We start from the raw sequence: 17341 nt of genomic DNA, 5'->3' as shown, positions 1-17341 counted from the left end.
AATGAACCCCTTCACTCGTTTCTTGTATTCCTCCTCTTCCATCGTAAAACCTTCTGTGTGACCGGCCCCTGGTACTATCCATAATTCTTTCATGCTATTCGTTGTTTCGTACAGGCGATTGGCCATTTCGGTAGGAACAAGTCATACAAGTAGTTAAGTCTATTTTACTTGAAGCCGGTGTGAGTTTCATACAATAAGGCATATTCATATGTGCTATTTAGCTGATGTTTTTCTACATTCACATTCAAAAGCACCCATGCACTCTTGCGCCTCATATGAATTCTAAACCATGACCTCACTACTTTCCTTCCACCTGGTCACATAAGCTTTCTCGATAAAATCCTTCCGATCCCCATACATCCGTATCACATCGCGGATTTCTTCCGCCAGGTATTTTTCATTCCGGTTATGGGCGAGGGATTCATAGCCGGATCCTCTTTGCAAATAATCAGAGGATGCAACGGAATACCACTTCTCATCTTCGAGAGGAACATTCCCAATGAGGATTTCCGATACTCTTTTACCATCATGAGTAATCTCTGCCCCTGAAACATGGAGCCTTCCAACGAATTTCCCCCGGAATCCTGGACCTCTTCCATCAGCTAAACAAACTCCAGCATCCAGAGACTGCTGGATGGCCGTACGAATATGCTTTCCTTGAATGTCAAAGGACGTTGGGTTCAGGGGCGATGGACAGATTTCGATCAACTTTTTATTGCTGATAAAATCAAATGCACCAGCGTTCACTATTCCACTATTGATCAAGCCAAGATCGCATTTCAGCATGTCCTGCAAACCGTCGGCGATTAAATTCGTAATTGGATTCTCTTCAATCACATCATGCCAGAGTGACTGGTCGAGTTTATATAATGACCTGCTTAATATGTCAATCGCCTTCTCTTTATTTTCTTTTAAAATAGCAACGACCTCTTTATCGATAGGAGAAGACCCGGTTGCAATCGTTTCCCCCCGGAGTAATTTGACACCATCCTTTGTTACATCCACATCCACAATACCAACGTATTCCCCATAACAACCGGCACTATTCATCACTGTCCCGTTTATTACTTTTGCTTGTGGATAAAGTTTGTGGTCATGAGCAGATAGGATGATATCGACTCCATCCAGTTCATTCGCCAGCTCATCATCTGCTAGTGTCCCTACATGATTGAGAAGAATACAAACATCATAGTTTCCACGATTACGTTCTATTTCCTCAACGATTGCATTTTTATAATCGGTAATATGAACACCCAGACCGTCATTGAAGCCCTCTAAGTCCGGGGACGAGCCTGTAATCAAGATACGCAAACCTTTTATTTCCAGAATGACACTTGATTTTACCCCATTGGCCACCGTTTTATCTTTTCTATAAAGATTATTACTAATAAACGGTACGGGAGTATTGCTTGCCATATGCTCAAGCGTATCGAATCCATTGAACATTTCATTGTTTCCAATTGTTAACGCATCATAGCCTACAGATTCCAACAGTTCGATAGCTGCCATTCCTCTCGTTCCTTGAAGCTCGACGCTTCTGAAGTCAGCAAAGTCCCCCCATCAAGAATAAGTGTGTTCTCGTCTTTATGCCCTTTTATCAAGGATGCTGCTCTCGAGAAGGCTTCAAAATGGCTGTGTAGATCATTGGTATGAATAATTTTTAATTTCATCTTAACCTCCAAAATGTTTTTCAGAAAACTCTCTCTATTAATAGTAAAGGAAATCAGGTTTGTGTAAAGGATTTTTATGGAAATAAAAGAGCGTATCTTCCTTGTAATAGGAGAGGAGCTCTTCAAATCCCTTTATTCTCTTCGACCAGTTCTGTATAGACAACCAATCGTTCTATGTAATTATGGATTTCCCGGTCAAAATAACCTGTGCACGTAATCAGATTAAGCATGCGTTTTTCACTGGGACCGAAAATGATTCAAAGAGGCGCGTCATCTTTTTGATAAGCTACTTTTCCATTGACACATTCCATCCGATGCAGATAAAATGTGAAATAATCATTTCAACAAATAATAATTTCATCCACACACTCGTATAATATTGGAAATATGGTCCAAAAGTTTCTACCAAACTACCGTAAATGGTTTGACTACGAGAGGGAGCAGGGGCAGGAGTCCCTTCTCTTCTCTCTCTATGACAACCCCTGGGTGAATCCCGGGGTTTTTATTTAGATAAGGAGAGGATTCCATGGATACAAATACAGATATATTGAAAAAAAGGATTGCAGCTGCGAATAAAGAAAGCCTCGCAGACATTGTTATAAAAAATGGGAAAATAATAGAGGTGTTTAATCTTGAAATCATGAATGGAGATGTCGCGATTACGGATGGAATGTTCGTTGGAGTTGGAGAATTTGAAGGGAAACAGGTAATAGACGCCAAAGGGAGATATATAAGTCCGTCCTTTATCGATGCCCATGTTCACATTGAATCCTCCATGGTCACCCCATCCGAATTTGCAAAAGTCGTCCTTCCTCATGGGGTCACGACCGTTATTACAGACCCCCATGAAATCGGGAATGTAGCCGGAGAAGAAGGAATTGTATTCATGCTCGATGATTCAGGGGACATACCATTAGATGTGTTTACCATGCTTCCATCCTGCGTGCCGGCAACTCCATTTGAAAATGCAGGAGCAACGCTGACAGCAAAAGAGCTGGAACCTTTCTATACGCATGAGCGTGTCCTTGGACTGGCAGAGGTAATGGACTACCCTTCCCTTCAAAAAGGTGAGGATTCCATTGTTGATAAAATCACTGTCACTTCGGAGTATAGTCACAATATGGACGGACATCTAGCGGGGCTTGATACAAATGCGATCAATGTTTATAAAACCGCAGGTATTCGAACCGATCATGAATGCACCACCGTTCCTGAAGCATTGGAACGAATACGACGAGGTATGTATGTTCTGATTCGCGAAGGATCCGTGGCCAAGGATTTGAAGGCACTTATAGGTGTAGTGAACGAAAGAAATGCCAGACGTTGTCTATTCTGTACAGATGATAAGCATTTGGATGACTTAATGGATGAAGGCAGTATCGATCACAATATCCGCTTAGCCATCAAAGAAGGACTCGATCCTCTATTGGCGATTGGCATCGCCACTTTGAATGCTGCTGAATGTTATGGATTAAACAGCAAAGGTGCAATTGCACCTGGATACGATGCGGATTTTGTATTATTGGATGATATAAAGACGGTCTCTATATCAGAGGTGTACAAAGATGGGAAACAAGTAGCTGCACATGGTCAGTTTGTCGGCAACTCATTTGTAAAACCGGCGCCAAAGCCATCTCTGACTTCAACTGTTCATATTCCTGAGCTCACTGAAAAGCATCTCCAAATTGAAATTGGCGGTACAAAAAAAGCACATATCATCGAAATCATCCCTAACCACCTTAGGACCAATAAACGGATTGAAAAGGTTCAAGTTGAAAGTGGATTCTTTTCCCCTTCTATTCAACAGGATCACCTTAAAATGGCTGTCGTTGAGAGACATAAATGGACAGGAAACATTGGTTTGGGCATTGTAAAAGGATTCGGATTGAAAAAAGGAGCAATCGCTAGCACCATTGCTCATGATTCCCACAATATTGTCGCAACTGGTACAAATGATCGTGATATCCTGCAAGCGATTGAGGCGCTTAACGAAATGAATGGCGGCCTCGTGATGGTGAGAGAAGGAAATATCATAGCCTCTCTTCCATTACCGATTGCAGGGTTAATGTCCGATCAAGGATTTGTAGAAGTGGTATCAGGGCTCCGGGAGTTGAAAAATGCGTTTGTAGAATTAGGATTCTCCGGGGACTTTAATCCATTTCTGACTCTCTCTTTTCTCACTTTGCCTGTGATCCCCGAGTTGAAGCTGACAGATTTAGGATTGTTTGATGTTAAAGATTCCCGGCATATTGAGGTTGGGGTAAAGGGTTGATGGGTTTGTTTGACTGTTGAATTTCTTGAGGTATTTGCCTGTTGAATTTTCAAATATTTTTAACAGGCAAATTTTCTGTTGATTTCAACTGTTAAATCTCTCTATATTCAGCAGTTGAACCTAAATAAATCTGAGTACCAGTTATTTCATACACAATAGGAGGCTGGGACAAAACTAAAGAACCACGATAAAAAGGCGAACAATAGAAGTGTAGGTTCTTCATAACGCTAATGATTTCCGTGCAAGACTACGCTTTCCGCGGGTAGCCCGTGAGCCTCCTCGGCAAGCCTGCGGGGTCTCACATAAGCTCCTTTCCCGCAGGAGTCTTCGTCTTGCACTCCAATCAACCGCTGGAAACAGCTAAAATCAAATGATTCGAAAATAAATAATAAACCCGAACAAATCTGCACACTAAGAGGCAGGTTTGTTTGGGTTTGACTTAGGATAAAAAACTTTTGTCCCAGCCTCTATTAGGCACTTCAAAGAACTCGATTTTTTTCCATAACATAAGAAAAGAGATGTCTCCACACACCCCGAGACATCTCCTTCTCTTTATTTACTTTGACTCTCTACTTTTATATCTGCTTCTTCCTTTTCGGTCGTCACGGCAACTTCCTTGTCAGCCGACTCTGAAATTGCTGGCTGATAAGGTCTTTCATGGGATCTGTTTGCATATGACTTCAGTAATTCACCTACATCGATGCCAGTCATTTCCCGTAACGGTTCCTGCATGTCAAGCATCGTTCTGGTGATGCTTTTCCCAAAGGAAGGAACTCCTTGGCCATTACCGGAATCAATGATTTTAACAGAGTCAATATTGTTAAGAGGCTGAGCAATTTTCTCTGCGAAAACGGGCAGCATTTCGATTAATTTCTCGGTAATGATGACATCGCCATGTTTCTCCATTGCTTCTGCCAGCAGTTTACGGGATTCTGCTTCCGCTTTACCACGTTCTCTGATAACATCGGCTTCGGCAGAACCTTCTTCTCTTCGGATTTTGGCTTTTGCTTCCCCGTCAATTTCAGCCTTGCGAGCTTCGGCTTCCGCTTTACGGGTGGTTTCGTAGTATTCGGCATCGGCTTTCGTTTTACGAACTTTTGATTCTTCTGCTTCTAGCTTAACGGCACGTTCACGCTCAAGGAATTGAAGGGTTAACTCTTCTTCTTTCACTTCCTTGGTAAGTTTGGCTTTTTCCAACTCATAGGACTGTTCGGATTTTGCTCTTGCCCGCTCTGTTTCTTCTTTGAAGGCTGCGTCTTTGATGTCCTTCTCTTTTTTCGATTGGGCAATGGTAATTTGACGCTTGTATTCTTCCTCTTTCGCTTCCTGATCGGTTTGGGCTCGGTGAATACGGGTTTCACGCTCGGTGTTTGCTTCTGCAATTTCAGCTTGCTTACGAACCTCGGCGATACGTGGACGACCAAGATTTTTTAAGTATCCATTTTCTTCGTCTGCATCTCTTATGTCAGTTAAACCGAGTGACGTAATTTTGAAGCCCATGAGATCTAGCTGTTTCTGGGCAATTTCTGATACGTCAGCGTTAAATTTTTCACGGTTGCTGTTAATGTCTTCAACAGTCATTTTTGAAAGAATCGCACGAAGATTACTTCCTAGTACCTCGATGATTTCATCTTCAATTTCTTTTTGATCCTTACCAAGGAACTGCTCGGCATAGTTCGCTATCCCGTTTAATGTGTCGGCCACCTTCACCATCGCCACTGCGTCTGCAACGATCGGTACTCCGCCATTTGTGTATACTCTTGGTGTCGATAGCTTTAATTGGAAGGATGTAAGATTAACAGGTGTGGATGTTTGGAAACGTCTTAATCTGTACCCCCCACCTCTGATGATTTTCATGGAACGCCCTTCCTGGTCGGTGAAAATATTCGTTTCCTTCTCAGGATCCCCCAGTTTAGGTCCGGTAATGATCAGTGCCTGGTTGGATCTCGCTGTACGATAACGAAACCTCATCCAGAAATAATAGGCAATTCCTGCAATAGCTGCAATAACCAGAACAGGAATCAGGAACATAAAAAATCCGATAATACTTAATGATCCTAGCATTCTGACAACCCCTCTCGACATTTTGTTTAAACCAGAATGGAATCTGATTTAATTTTAAATAAAAGTGCTAGCTACAATACTATCTACGAAAAAGATGACGAAAAGTTTCAATAAAATGGGCGAATTCCCTGATTTTATATAAAAAAAGCCCGAACCTGTAAAAGGTTCAAGCATTCAAGCTATAAGAACAATCCATGTACTGCCCCAAGCCCGGTAAAAATAACAAGATGATCTCCTATTACGACCCTTTGATATGTGGTGTACCAAAGAGCAATCCTTATATTACCCAAATAGACTTCTTGCATTTCCCCAACGATAAAGATCCTGCCACGTTTCTGGAATGCCTTCTATATAGGAACCCATATGATATCGATTGACGGTTGAACACTCTGGAAAATAAGCAATCTTCACTTTTGCTGTTCTAAGGATAAGTCTTCGCTTAGATGTAAATCGATAAACTCTACTACTTTATCGATTTGATTTCTTTGTATTTTGTCTTGTGGCATTTTTCAGACCTCACTACCTTTTTGAAAAGCACAAATCTTACCATAATCATTCTCCTCACTCACTAAGGGTTATGATAAAATAAAAGCGTTCACAATTTAATCATTGCTCATTGGTGAAGATGATTTTCAGTTCATTTTCTTAAAAGGGAAGTTGGTGAAAGTCCAACGCGGTCCCGCCACTGTAAGGCTGAGAATCGTATGAATCCACTGTTTCGAATCGAAATGGGAAGGAATACGAATTCGCTGACGCTGAGCCAGGAGACCTGCCAAAATGGGAAGAACACAGAAAGTTCCTACGGGAGATAGGAGGGTGTTGCGCTAATGAGACGTCACCAGAGGAATCACTGTACTCTGAACGTTCGCCCGGAATAGCCGCATCTTCTTTTTTTAAAAGGAGATGCTTTTTTGTTTCATAATGCAAACAGGGAGATGAGAAAATGGAGCAAGCCTATTCAGTCGAACGTTCACGAACCATACAAACAAAATTGGTATTGCCACCTGACACCAATCATATGCAAACCATCTTTGGAGGGAAGGTCCTATCCTATATTGATGAGATTGCGGCACTATCCGCCATGAAACATTCAAGTTCAGTAGTCGTCACAGCATCGATAGACTCCGTCGACTTCTTATCGTCTGCCACGGTCGGCGATGCATTAAGCCTGGAGGCATACGTCACTTCCACAGGGAGGACATCAATGGAAGTATATGTAAAGGTGTTTTCTACGAATCTCGTAACGAGTGTCAAAACCTTGACGACGGAATCATTCCTAACAATGGTCGCCGTTGATGAAGATGGGAAACCGAAGCCGGTACCAAAAGTCATTCCTCAAACGGAAGAAGAAACGAGACTATTCAAAACGGCTTCCTTACGAAAAGAGCATAGAAAGAATCGCGCGCTTATTTTATAAACAATCTTGATTCACTGACTAAATAATATAACAATAACACTCAGAGTCTTCTAAGCTCTGAGTGTTTAAAAAGGCATTTATCATCTCACTTTCAAATGAGAATTGGGACACATTTGGAAAGGTAAATCATATTGTGAAACTTCTTCCCTTTTTGTCCGTATGAATAGTATCAGTAAAAAAAGGAAGAGGGATAAAGTTGAATAGGAATTTTGTCTTATTGGACTTGTTGATTTATGTAGCACTACCTCTTTTCGTATAGTTACTCAGATTCTATCGGATTTGGATGTTATTGCCTTCAGACCTCCGTCTTGTCCCCCATCTATAGAACAAACAAAGATATTTCCCTATAATGATAAATAAACTGTTCACTCGGGGTGTATTATGATTGAAGGTAAATTAATTAAATTTCATCGAGAAGATTCAGGATTGACTCAGGAACAGCTTGCACAGGGTATCTGTTCCACTACACATCTTAGTAAAATCGAAAGAGGCATCACAGAGTATTCAAGTGAAATTACTGATTTACTTGCTAGGAAGCTTGGAATCGATATGAATGTTGAACGTTCCCGCTACCATTCATTACAGGCTAAACTATCAGAATGGAACGATGCGATTATTATGATTCGAACCAATGAAATCCATCAACTTAAAGGGGAAATTGAAAAGGAACCTTTAAGGTTTCTATCTGACTTCATCATCCAATACAACCTTTTCCTGGCAAGATATTATTTATTTTTGAACAAACATGAAAAAGCAAAAGAAATCCTGGGCATGTTCGAAAACAAAAACTATTCTCTATCCCCTTTCGAACAAAATTTATTGCTTCATGTCAAAGGGATCTACTATCATTCAACAAGACAATTTAACTCTTGCATAAAAGTATTAAAACAGATTGACGATGAATATCCCAACTCCGAATATTATTTTCATTTGGCATTAGCGTATCATTCCATTCATTCAAATACCTTTGCCTATTATTATGGGCAAAAAGCTTTGCAATTTTTCCAGAAAACATTGAATATCCTTAGGGTTATCGATTCGGAAACCTTAATTTTAATCCAATTGAATGCCAAAGAACCCTTTGATATGGAAGAAACAAAACAGCAGTATGATAAACTCCTCAGAGTCTGTGAATCAGTCAATTCAAACGATCGGGCGCATAAGATCCATAACAATCTTGGATTCGAATATTTTAGGAGAAAACGATATTCTGAATCAAAGGCATCCTATGAAAGCGCATTAAAGCTTATCCATGACGAAACACCGGCATCAAATTATTTAGTTACGCTCAGTGGATATATACTTGCTTGCATGAAAGGGCGCCTACTATCTTCCCGGGAACTCAATCACTTAGCGACAAAAGGACTGAATATGGCCACTCAGCATCAGGATCCAAGCCACGTATTCTTTGAGATTTACTTACTTACCATAAATGAGAATGAAAAAGAATTATACGAGTATATTGAACGAACAGCCCTCCCCCATTTCAGAAAAACGGGGAGCCAGTTGATGTATCAGCATTATGAAAGACAACTATTTTTATATTATGTGAAAACCGGACAATCAGAGAAAGGTTTCACACTTGCATCCGATAAGATGTCAAATGAAATTAGTTATTATGAATTAGAGTAGCCCTCGTATTGAATGAGGCTGGGACAAAAGTTTTTTATCCTAAGTCAAACCCGAACAAACCTGCTTCTTAGTGTGCAGATTTGTTCGGGTTTATTATTTATTTTCGAATCATTTGATTTTAGCTGTTTCCAGCGGTTGATTGGAGTGCAAGACGAAGACTCCTGCGGGAAAGTAGCTTATGTGAGACCCCGCAGGCTTGCCGAGGAGGCTCACGGGCTACCCGCGGAAAGCGTAGTCTTGCACGGAAATCATTAGCGGTATAAAGAACCTACACTTCTATTGTTCGTCTTTTTATCGTGGTTTTTTAGTTTTGTCCCAGCCTCATTTTTCTTTTTTTTACGTAGACCGTTGGCATTGGTCACAACCCCCATTCACCAACATTTTTTTACATCTTTTCTCCTGAAACTCCTTTCAAAATCAGACAAAAATCAATGAAATTACACTACTTAATAGTCAAATGGTCCCTAAACAAACCCCCATACAAACATGATAACTTTGTATTTACAATAAGAATTGTACTAATCTTTAGAATAATCTAACCAACAACAGAAAAGAGGTAGAAATGATGAAAGGATCTTCCATCACAAAGAAATCGGCTTTGATTGCACTATCCACTGGATTACTGTTATCCCCAGTGTCGAACTACTCCATGCCAACAGCTACAGCTGAGGATTGGAAAGCAGAAACAGTTTTATCTTCCCTGACTGAAGCCCAAAGACAAGCCTTGCATCAACTGGAGATAAATAACGTAGAGGGCCTCCAAGGATTTCAGTCGAATGAATTGGCATCTGACGAAGAGATCTCCGTTATCGTCCAATTTAAATCCAAACCTGGACATGTAGCTGTATTAGAAGCGGCAGTACAAGGAAAATCAATAAAGAAAGCAGACGCCAAAGCCCAAGTGGAGAAAGAACATAAGATTTTCAAAGAAGATGTAGCAGCGCACCTATCAACAAGCCACTTAAAAGGAAAAAAGGTAGTGCCCAAAATCACCCAAGCCTATAAAGAAGCGTATAACGGTGTAGCAATGACCCTTCCGGCTAATCAAGTAGAACAACTGCTTAAATCCGAAGCCGTTAAAGCTGTGTTTAAAAATCAGGCATTTACGATCGATCCCGTTAAACAAGACCTTCCAAATGATGTTGAGAGAGAAATCACAACGTCTGTTGAAAGCATCCCCTATTTAAATGTAGATGAACTACATAAGGAAGGAATTACAGGAGATGGAATCAAAGTCGGTGTCATCGACACAGGTATTGACTATAACCATCCTGACCTTAAAGATGCTTACAAAGGTGGATATGACTTTGTTGACGATGATGCTGACCCAATGGAAGCAACGTATGAAGATTGGGAGAATACGAGTGAACCGGAGTTCAGTTATACGGGAAGTTCCTATTATACTTCTCATGGTACTCATGTATCCGGAACCATCGTAGGACAAAACGAGAATGATAGTGAAGTATCCGTAGAGGGTGTTGCCCCGGATGCAGATCTATATGTGTATCGCGTCCTCGGCCCTTATGGAAGTGGTTACACAGAAGACGTCCTTGCAGGAATTGAAAAATCTGTTCAGGATGGAATGGATGTCATCAACCTTTCATTGGGCGCCAGTGTCAATGATCCATATTATCCTACAAGCACAGCCCTTAACTATGCCGTATTAAACGGTGTGACAGCCGTTGTTTCAGCAGGGAATGCAGGACCAAATGACTTTACCCTCGGCTCCCCTGGTACAGCTGCTTTAGCGTTAACAGTAGGTGCAAGTGATGTTCCTGTCTCACAAACCACTTTTACCGGTCAAACGTCAGATGGATGGTCAGCGGAAATTGTAAGTATGGCAAGAGGGTTCGCACATTCATTTGCCAGTTTAGAAGATCAAACATTAGAATTGGTAGATGTTGGATTCGGTTATGAAGAAGACTATGAGAATAAAAATGTAGAAGGAAAGATTGCCTTTGTTCAGCGAGGAAATTTCGCACTGAATGACAAAGTGAAATTTGCTAAGGAACATGGAGCCAAAGCTGTGATTATGTATAACAATGCTGAAGGCCATGTAGGATATAATCTTGGTGAATCAACAAATTATGTCCCTGCCTTCTCTATGACACTGGCTGCCGGGGAAGAATTGAAAGCTGCGATGACCAGTGGAACATCCAACTTCACCTTTACAAACTTAGAAGAAAGCATGACTGAAGGTGACCATTTAGCCGATTTCAGTTCAAGAGGTCCTGTTAATAAGAGCTATGATACGAAACCTGAAGTGGTAGCTCCCGGAGTCAGCGTTCTGTCGACCTTCCCTTCCTATATGATCGATCCAGAAAAAACGGATGACTATAAGTATGCTTACTCGAGATTATCAGGAACCTCTATGGCTTCTCCTTTCACTGCAGGAGTTGCAGCTTTACTGTTAGGAGAGAATCCGGATCTTGAGCCTGCTGATATTAAAACCATTCTCATGAACTCTGCTGATCCATTAAATGGGGATTACAGTGTATTTGAAGTAGGTGCAGGAAGATTGGATCCGTATCAAGCCCTTCACAGTCAGACAAAGATTCAAATCAAAGATGAGACGTTGATTCCTAGTGGAGAAGAACTGATCCCGATCGATAATCCGACAGGCGGATTGAGCTTCGGTAATCAGGTAGTGGCTGAAGGGGCTCACCTCCGCGTACAAAAAAGCTTTGAAATCACCAACAATAGTGATGAAAAGAAAACGTTTGACATTCGTGTTGTAGAAAATGTACAGGAAGGCACCTTAAGCCTCAAAGAAAATGGAGTTGTCGTAAATGCTGACAAGTCCATCAAGGTGAACGGAGGGAAGAAAAAGACCTCAAATCTATTCCTTACGATGCCGAAAACCGCTGCGAAGGGGATATATGAAGGGTACCTGGTCTTTACAAACAGTCATGATCCATCCGAAAGTTACCGGGTGCCATTTAGTGTAAAGAGGGCGGAAGAAGGCTTTAATACACTTGAATTATTATCACCTGCCTTTGCCCCTTCTCAATATACACATGGATATGATCCTTTCCGCTACCCATGGGCAATAGCTGAATTCAATCTGAGTTCACCGATGAAAAGTATGGATATTATCCTACAGGATGGGGAAACAGAGGAAGATTTAGGGCTGATCGGTACACTTGATCTGGAGAATGCCCTGATCGATAACAACTATTTATTAAGAGTATTCCAAGGAAGCTATTACGCATTTACAGGTGATAAGAAGGATCCGGTTTCTGAAGAAGTCACCATCGCCAAACCTGGTCACTATAAAATCAAGTACGCGATGACAGATCCAAAAGGAAAAGTAAAAACAAAAACAGAGCATTTCTATATCGACATTGAAGGACCTCAATTCAAGAGTTCCCTGGATGGTGAATCACCGTTCCTTGAATATCAACCAGGTCAGGAAACCTATCCATTTGAGATTGAAATTACAGATCCACTTATTGAAGATATGCAAGAAGCAGGAATGGACGCAGATCAATCCAAAAACTTTATGATTTATTACTGGAATTCAGCATTTCCTTCATCCCCGCTTTATATGGATGAAAACGGTAAGTTTGTCGAAGAAATTGCGATGAATGAAAAGGTGAAAGCCCTTAACTTCAGAATGAAGGGCTATGATATGGCCGGTAACAATAGTGCGATGAAGAACTATTTCTTCATTAAAGAAGGTACACCGAATGCGTATCTTAAAACTGATGCGAAAACCGTTACAACTGGTGAAACCGTACAGGCAACTCTAGCACTGGATAATATTCAAGATGCAAAGGAAGCCACTTGGACATTTGAAGATTATTACGGATTTCAACCAGAAGTGATCGATGCCAAGTTATCCGGGGAATTTTCCGATAAAGCTTCGCTGACACTTGATGGAAACCAGATCAAGGTTACGTTCAATGAACCTATTCAATCATTCGATCATAGCGCGATTGTTGATGTGCAAGTGAAGGTTCAAGATGAACTGTTCACTAAATTAGACGCCCTGGATCCAACTGTTACCGTAACGAATTCTAACAATGAAACAATGGATCTATTACATGCTGGTGCAGAATTCACTGTAAATCCGGACTTTAACTCAATTAGGGGCTTTGTAAGCCCGGAAGGATTCGATAGTGGAAGTGGCTACAATGCTAAGAAAGATTGGACTAAAGTTGGCGCAACAATAGAATTTAAGAAGTCAACCGGAGACGTCTTTACTCCATCCTCCATCACGGAAAATGGGGAGTATTCCATTGAGAAACTTCCATTAAGCAAAGATCCATATGAAGTAAAAGTTCAGGTACCTGGCCACTTCTTGACCAAAAACACAGAAAGAATCGGTTATGAGTATAACGGGGAGCTTTATGGAAAGTATCATAGACCTACGAACCTGAATCCTGTCGGGGGAGATGTCAACCAGGACAACGTCATCGATATCTATGATGCCATTGCCATTCAGGATGCTTGGAATACAGATCATCGTGCAGCAGATATCAATTTTGATGGTAGGGTCAACGCTAACGATATCAAGTTTGTGCAGAAGAACTATTTATTACAGAATGAACAAGTTGAGGACGCACCTTCTCCAGTAGAGTCAGTAGATGGGAAAACACTTGAATCTATTTTGGAAGAACTGGGATTATAATTCATTGATGAAACAAAAGGAATGAACCTATCGAATAGGCTCATTCCTTTTTTCTTTATGAATTTTGACAAAAGAATGGGTTCAACTTCCTATCACCTTGAACATATAATACCTCGAAAGGAGGGGAACAGAATGGATCGTTTTATTCTTTTGTTAGTAGCGGGTATTCTATCCGGTTTCGCATTGTTGAAGGTTCCTTTAGCAGGTACGTTCTTAGCAAGTGTATCCCCAGTAACGGACATCATAGGCGTTTTAGCTATTCTCATATTCTCACTTTTCCTTATCTATAAAGGCATCATGTCCATACTAGGGAAGTGAATAAGCAGACCCGGATTTATTCCGGGTCTTTTTTATTATGCTGGAAACCAAACCAGGAATTCAGCAGTTCTTTATAACTTTCAAGGTCTATCTCCCTTTTCGTTAACTCTCCGGCCTTCCAGTGGGTAAAGGACGTATCCGTTAAGGTCACATTCCCGTCATTCGTCCGTTTTGTCAATAATGGATGTTTGTTAAAAGGGGAATCTGAATGGTTGGCAATAATTGTTTGAATGTCATTCAATTGAGTCACATTCTTTATGGGATCACCCGAATCAAAAGCATATCCGGTTCTCCATTCCGAATGCTTATGCTTTAATTTCATTTCAAAGATGTAATCTCCATGGATACTGTCGACCTCTTTAAGTCTAAATTCCCCATTTGAAGAGACCACAGCTTCTCCCGATAATGGTACTGGTTTTAACGGGAGATTCCCTCCAAAACCCGTATCAATCACATATGTTGTATCTTTATGAGAGACTAATATGACCACATGGGTTCTTCCTATCGACTGGTACTGCTCTTTATCATGATTGTAAACAACTCCCCGAACAAGAACCGCATCAAATTGATTTTCGATCAAAAATAAATATAACAATGAGTTCAATTCATAACATAGACCACCTTCGTTCTTCACGAGCATTTTATTCACTAGATTTTTTTTGGTAAGATCGGCGAATGTATTTCCAATAACACATAGATTTTCGAATGGGATGCTTTTAGCTGTCTCTTCTAAAATGGTATCTAGTTGGTGAAAGGATATTTTCCCGGTGGCTGGATAATGTATTCTTTTGCGAAATAATGTATTTAGATCGGTGATGGCGAACCCTCCATTTCTTAAGCGTCATTCTACATTATGCTGGATCTGTATATTATTTACTCTATAAGAAAAACATCCTGTATGCCACTGTCACAACTGAATTCGCAACTTCCCAGACTGAGCACGGGATACACAAGACAGAATCGAGCGATGGTCCTTCCGTTCTTCCTCATCCAGAAAGGAATCAGCATGATCGACTTTTCCCTCTAACACTTGTAATTCACACGTCCCGCAACGGCCAGCCCGGCAGGAATAGGGAGCCAGGATCCCTGACTTGAGCAGTGCTTCTAACAGTGTCTCTTCTTCCGAAACAGAAACGGTTTCGCCACTCGTTAATTCCACTTCAAATCTTCGACGTATTAGCGGCTGTTGAGGAGTGAATCGTTCGTAATGAACACTCGACGAAGGATATCCGATCTCAAGGGCACTTCTGGTGAATTCTTCGATAAATGAAGGGGAACCACAGAAATAAACGTGGGTTCCCACTCTGTGTTCCCAAAGACTTGCATCTGTTAATCTCTTTTCTTTTGAAAAATAAAAGTGAATCTGCTCAGGATAGGTTTCCGATAGAAAGAAGTAGAAAGGACAAGTCTCAATTGATTTCACTGCATAATGAAGTTCGAAGGTCCGTCCCTCATCTTTGAGTTCAGCCATCATGGACATGAAGGGGGTAATGCCGATTCCCGCCGCATAGAATACATGATGTTTTGCTTTAAAACTCAGTGGGAAATGGTTTTGAGGAAATCCCACTCGTAAGGTATCCCCCACCTTCATCTGTTCATGCCAATACAGAGATCCTCCCTGAGACGTTTCATTTAGACGGATGGCGATTTGATAGGCGGCTTTTTGACCAGGTGGATTCGTTAAGGAATACGATCTGGCTATGGTTTGTCCATCCAGCTCAACATATGTAGTGATATGGGAACCCCCGCTAAAATAAGGAAGGGGTCCGTTATGTTCATGAACAAGAGTAAACCTCTTGACAACAGGGGTTTCCTGATGAATAGACCTGACTTGGACAGGGATTGTTTTATGAAGATTCACCTTCCGTCACTCCCCGTTTCTAAGGTAGCGTAACCGAGATATGAACCTTGTAATGGAGAGTAATGGTCGGAAACGGACAGCTTTAAGTGACAATGGGAACAGGTCGCCGGGAGTCTATCCAATTTTCCGCTATCAATCTTTGTTTTCTGATGACATTTGCAACAGAACACATCGATCATTCTGACACCGTTGCCAATAAACTGCGCTTCCTCTTCAGAAAAACCACTTTCCACGACTAGGTGCATGAACTCTTCCAGCTTACTCCACTCCATTGCTATGTAAAGAAAAGTGCCCATCTTCTGATTTCGCAACCACAGTGAGATATCGGTTTCTTCCTTTTCACCCAGGAAAACCACTTCAAAGGAGACATTCTCCTTCATTACTTTTTTAATGATGTGAGTCAGCCGTTTCATCCCCTTTTGATCACCAAAAAATAAGTACTTTCGTTTCCTCGGGACGAACGCTGGCTTTATCTCGTTCTTCATTTCATCACCCGCTTCTCGTTCAAATACTCGATGACCACATCATTAAATAAGGAAATCCCTTTGTAATCAGAGATATGTGCAGGAAGCTCCTGCAGGATCTGATAAAACTCTTCGGTCCATTCCGGGTTTCGAGTGAACTTTTCCAGTGAGAGGAGGTGGGTATGAATCGTGAACAGTAATCCATTCGAGCCCGGTAATCGGAACAATTTCTGTACCTCTACTCGCAAATGAACGAATTCACCCGCATTTTCCACTGTAACCTGTCTTCTGTTCTTCCCCCACTGATCAAAGGTTTCAAGTGAAGTATCCAAGCGATTTCCCGCCATTAACGACCAATTCCTCCTAATCCATGGGTCTCCTGCTTCCATACGCATTAAAAACGTCAGAATCCGTTGATCCAAGCCTTCTTCTTTAAAACCTGGAATCGGCTTATGAATCTCCTTAAAACTCATTCCTGTATTAAACGCAAGGGACCAATTAGCAGGAAAACAAAGCTGACCCGCATCCAAATATAAATCCCCATCCCGCTGCATCATCAAAATTAAATCTTCTTGCACATGTCGACCGATAAAATCGAGTGGTTCCATGGATAAAGTGGATTCATCCCCGAGTATAAATGTTGTTTGTTCATTTAGAATGTGATTGTGGAACGTCCATTTCCCTTCATTTTTTCCAAGGGAAAACTGTTGAGGATAATACGTAGTGAGATGGTGAATAACCAATTCTGTTATTTCCCATTGAGCTTTCAAGGTATGCCGCTGGGACTGAAAGCACCGCTCGGGATGATGCGTAAGCAGATCCCGTTTAAGCTTGATTTCTTTTTGATAAGACGATGTAATCTCCACACTACACGGCTCATCCAAAGGAACCGAATTATTGGAATACCGGCGGTACACCTCCCCCTTAAAAGGATAAGGAAACGAATCCACTTTTACCATACAACCACACCTTTGTCCGAAAATTCTTACTTTTATTTTATCGCATGAAGG

General features: G+C 41.2%; 12 protein-coding genes and 2 riboswitches. Of the genes, 5 read left to right on the top strand and 7 right to left on the bottom strand.

The features are described from left to right. Positions 1–282: 282 nt before the first annotated feature. Positions 283–1509: a bifunctional metallophosphatase/5'-nucleotidase gene (locus ACYH0O_RS06945; protein ID WP_482631751.1), complete on the bottom strand. Its 1227-nt coding sequence runs from the start codon at positions 1507–1509 to the stop codon at positions 283–285. Continuing rightward, on the bottom strand, positions 1479–1670 hold the full coding sequence (locus tag ACYH0O_RS06940) for a hypothetical protein (protein ID WP_482631750.1): 192 nt from the start codon (positions 1668–1670) through the stop codon (positions 1479–1481). Before ACYH0O_RS06940 ends, ACYH0O_RS06945 begins: the two co-directional genes overlap by 31 nt. Before the next feature lie 349 nt (positions 1671–2019). Continuing rightward, a riboswitch (purine riboswitch) is annotated at positions 2020–2121 on the top strand. A 75-nt stretch (positions 2122–2196) separates the two neighbouring features. Between ACYH0O_RS06940 and ade the strand changes: the two genes are divergently transcribed. Then, positions 2197–3942: an adenine deaminase gene (ade, locus tag ACYH0O_RS06935; RefSeq protein ID WP_482631749.1), complete on the top strand. Its 1746-nt coding sequence runs from the start codon at positions 2197–2199 to the stop codon at positions 3940–3942. A 552-nt stretch (positions 3943–4494) separates the two neighbouring features. Here the strand turns inward: ade and ACYH0O_RS06930 are convergent. Continuing rightward, positions 4495–6006, bottom strand: a complete 1512-nt coding sequence (locus tag ACYH0O_RS06930) for a flotillin family protein (RefSeq protein WP_482631748.1) — start codon at positions 6004–6006, stop codon at positions 4495–4497. A 600-nt stretch (positions 6007–6606) separates the two neighbouring features. Then, positions 6607–6797: riboswitch (cobalamin riboswitch) on the top strand. 152 nt (positions 6798–6949) lie between these two features. Between ACYH0O_RS06930 and ACYH0O_RS06925 the strand changes: the two genes are divergently transcribed. The 4 genes from ACYH0O_RS06925 (at position 6950) to ACYH0O_RS06910 (ending at position 14006) form a co-directional block, all read left to right on the top strand. Further along, a complete protein-coding gene (locus ACYH0O_RS06925) occupies positions 6950–7423 on the top strand; it encodes an acyl-CoA thioesterase (RefSeq protein ID WP_482631747.1) in 474 nt (157 codons plus the stop codon). A 381-nt stretch (positions 7424–7804) separates the two neighbouring features. Next, positions 7805–9055 (top strand): helix-turn-helix domain-containing protein, encoded by a 1251-nt coding sequence (locus ACYH0O_RS06920; RefSeq protein ID WP_482631746.1) that lies wholly within the window; start codon positions 7805–7807, stop codon positions 9053–9055. Between the two features lie 562 nt (positions 9056–9617). Beyond that, complete coding sequence (locus tag ACYH0O_RS06915; RefSeq protein ID WP_482631745.1) at positions 9618–13688, top strand: S8 family serine peptidase; 4071 nt, start codon at positions 9618–9620, stop codon at positions 13686–13688. A 132-nt stretch (positions 13689–13820) separates the two neighbouring features. Beyond that, the gene (locus tag ACYH0O_RS06910) at positions 13821–14006 is read left to right on the top strand and encodes a hypothetical protein (protein ID WP_148968056.1); all 186 of its coding nucleotides are present in this window, start codon (positions 13821–13823) and stop codon (positions 14004–14006) included. 16 nt (positions 14007–14022) lie between these two features. On the opposite strand, the gene ACYH0O_RS06905 is transcribed toward ACYH0O_RS06910, so the two are convergent. The 4 genes from ACYH0O_RS06905 to ACYH0O_RS06890 all read right to left on the bottom strand — a co-directional run bounded on the left by ACYH0O_RS06905 (position 14023) and on the right by ACYH0O_RS06890 (position 17290). After that, complete coding sequence (locus ACYH0O_RS06905; protein ID WP_482632516.1) at positions 14023–14766, bottom strand: arylamine N-acetyltransferase family protein; 744 nt, start codon at positions 14764–14766, stop codon at positions 14023–14025. Positions 14767–14913: 147 nt separating this feature from the next. Continuing rightward, on the bottom strand, positions 14914–15867 hold the full coding sequence (locus ACYH0O_RS06900; protein ID WP_482631744.1) for a PDR/VanB family oxidoreductase: 954 nt from the start codon (positions 15865–15867) through the stop codon (positions 14914–14916). Then, a complete protein-coding gene (locus tag ACYH0O_RS06895) occupies positions 15864–16352 on the bottom strand; it encodes a hypothetical protein (RefSeq protein ID WP_482631743.1) in 489 nt (162 codons plus the stop codon). Before ACYH0O_RS06895 ends, ACYH0O_RS06900 begins: the two co-directional genes overlap by 4 nt. Then, positions 16349–17290, bottom strand: a complete 942-nt coding sequence (locus ACYH0O_RS06890; protein WP_482631742.1) for a heme-dependent oxidative N-demethylase family protein — start codon at positions 17288–17290, stop codon at positions 16349–16351. Before ACYH0O_RS06890 ends, ACYH0O_RS06895 begins: the two co-directional genes overlap by 4 nt. Positions 17291–17341 lie beyond the last annotated feature (51 nt).

This window comes from Rossellomorea sp. H136, assembly GCF_056838065.1.
This window is presented reverse-complemented; position numbering and strand designations above follow the sequence as displayed.